Genomic DNA, 2470 nt, shown 5'->3' on the forward strand with positions numbered 1-2470 from the left:
TGTTAATTTGCGCCGAATATTGACCCGGGATTTGCACTGAAAATTGACCCACCCGATAAGCCACAGTATGGCTCAAGTTACAGATGGATTTCTAGTCTTCACCTCCTTCTCTTTGCTGGTCTTGGTTGAACTGTTTTTGAAACGATAACTCTCGTTGCCGGTTTCGACGATATGGCAGTGATGGGTTAGTCGGTCTAGTAGCGCAGTCGTCATCTTGGGGTCGCCAAAAATACTGGCCCATTCTGAGAAACTCAGATTGGTCGTGATGATCAGACTGGTCTTCTCATAGAGCTTGCTCATCAGATGAAACAATAAGGCCCCGCCGTTCTGACTAAACGGCAGATAGCCAAGTTCATCGAGGATCACCAGGTCGGCATGTACCAGACGGTGAGCAATCTGCCCTTGCTTGCCGGCCAATTTCTCCTGCTCCAGAGCGTTGACCAGATCCACCGTCGAGAAGAATCGGACACGCTGGTGGGCATGCATGATTGCCTGCACACTGATTGCCGTGGCCAGATGAGTCTTTCCGGTGCCTGGGCCACCGATCAGCACCACGTTGTGTGCTGATGCCATGAATTCCCCACGATGCAGATGACGCACCAAGGCTTCATTGACGACGCTTTGCGAGAAATCAAAGCCAGAGAGATCTCGGTAAGCGGGGAAACGAGCAATCTTCATCTGGTAATTCACGGATCGGACTTCACGCTCGGCCAGCTCTGCCTTGAGCAGGCTATCGAGAATCGATTGCGCATTCAGGTACGCGGGCGAACTTTGGGCAGCCAGTTCCTCAACGGCTTGTGCCATCCCGAAGAGCTTAAGCGCTTTGAGCGTCATTACCATGGCATCAGGCTGCATCTTGCACCTCCCGCAGGTCGTCGTAACGTGTCACGTTGGCCATGGGTTCTATCTTCAACGACAGTGCCTGCGGCGCAACAATCGGTGCCGGCGGGGGCAATTCCACCAAGCGACCCAGCAGATTCAACACGTGCTGCTTGGAGGGCACGCCGGAATCTAAAGCTATCTCAACGGCAGTCAGGACAGCCTGCTCATCGTGGTGCAGAACGAGCGCGAGGATCTCGACCATTTCCCGATCACCCCCCGGTCGCTTCAGTAGTTGCGCCTGGAGGCGCTTGAATCCGTCTGGGAATTCGGCAAAGGGGGCGCCGTTCCTTAACGCACCTGGCTTTCGTTGCAGGACAGAGAGGTAGTGCCGCCAATCGTAGATGGTGTGGCTGAAATCGTGCCGTCGGTCGATGATGCGAACGTGTTCGGCAATCACGTTGCCTTCTGCGGCCACAACAAGATGATCGGCATAGACACGCAGGCTGACCGGACGATTGGCGAAAGAGGCCGGGACGCTATAGCGGTTGCGCTCGTAGTTGATCAGGCAGGTCGGTGAGACGCGCTTAGTGTGTTCGACAAAACCATCGAAAGAGGCAGGAATCGCCATGAGTTGAGGCAGCTCCTCGGCCCATGCCTCAGCGATGGTACCCGGCAATTCAGGGTGATTAAGCTCACCCCAGAGCGCCATGCAACGCTGCTCCAGCCATACATTGAGTGCGGCCAGATTCTCGAAGGCCGGTGCGCCATGCCAGATACGGTGCCGGGAATCCTGAACATTCTTCTCGATTTGGCCTTTCTCCCAACCAGAAGCAGGATTGCAGAACTCGGCTTCGAACAGGTAGTGGCTGACCATGGCCTGGAAACGTGCATTGATGTCACGGGCTTTACCTTTCCTGATCCTATCCACGGCTGTCTTCATATTGTCGTAGATGCCTCGCCGGGGAATACCACCTATCACTCGAAAGGCATGGTTATGGGCATCGAACAGCATTTCGTGGGTTTGCAATGGATAGGCCCGCAGGAAGAAAGCCCGGCTGTAGGAGAGTTTGAGCTGGGCGACCTGAAGCTTGGTCTTGACGCCGGCAATGACGGCCCAGTCTTCGCTCCAGTCGAACTGGAAGGCTTCGCCCGGGGAAAAGGTCAGCGGAATGAATGTGCCTCGCCCGGAAGTCCTTGCTGCTTCTTGCTGCGCTTGCCTCCAGTCCCTGGCAAAGGCGGCCACTCGGTCATAGGAGCCTTCGTAGCCCAGCGAGACAAGATCTGCATAAATCTGCCGGAGATTCCGGCGCTGCTTGCGATTCTTGCTGGCTTCCGTCTTCAGCCATGAGGCCAGCTTCGGCGCAAACGTGTCGAGCTTGCTCGGACTATGTCGCTCAGGGTATTTCGGTTCCACGATCCCCGTGCTCAGATACTTCCGGATCGTGTTGCGGGACAACCCCGTTCGCCTGGCTATTTCACGTATGGCCATGCCATCCCGCAGGTACCAGCGCCTGATTACACTTAATAACGCCACGTTAATCACTCCTGATCCTCCCACTCGTTCCCGAGTAGGTCAGTGTATAAACGTGGGTCAAAATTCCATGCAAATCTCTATGGTTAGTGGGTCAGTTTTAAACGCAAATCAACA

General features: G+C 55.0%; 2 protein-coding genes. Both read right to left on the bottom strand.

The annotated features are described in order from the left end of the window. Positions 1-72: 72 nt before the first annotated feature. Positions 73-855, bottom strand: a complete 783-nt coding sequence (istB, locus tag SCT_RS08070; RefSeq protein WP_059421428.1) for an IS21-like element helper ATPase IstB — start codon at positions 853-855, stop codon at positions 73-75. Further along, on the bottom strand, positions 845-2365 hold the full coding sequence (gene istA / locus SCT_RS08075) for an IS21 family transposase (protein WP_059421430.1): 1521 nt from the start codon (positions 2363-2365) through the stop codon (positions 845-847). Before istA ends, istB begins: the two co-directional genes overlap by 11 nt. Positions 2366-2470: the final 105 nt, after the last annotated feature.

Source organism: Sulfuricella sp. T08 (assembly GCF_000971475.1).
GTDB lineage: Bacteria > Pseudomonadota > Gammaproteobacteria > Burkholderiales > Sulfuricellaceae > Sulfuricella.

Coding starts and splice junctions, on each gene's coding strand:
- istB (WP_059421428.1), bottom strand. CDS start 855: ATGCAGCCTGATGCCATGGTAATGACGCTCAAAGCGCTTAAGCTCTTC.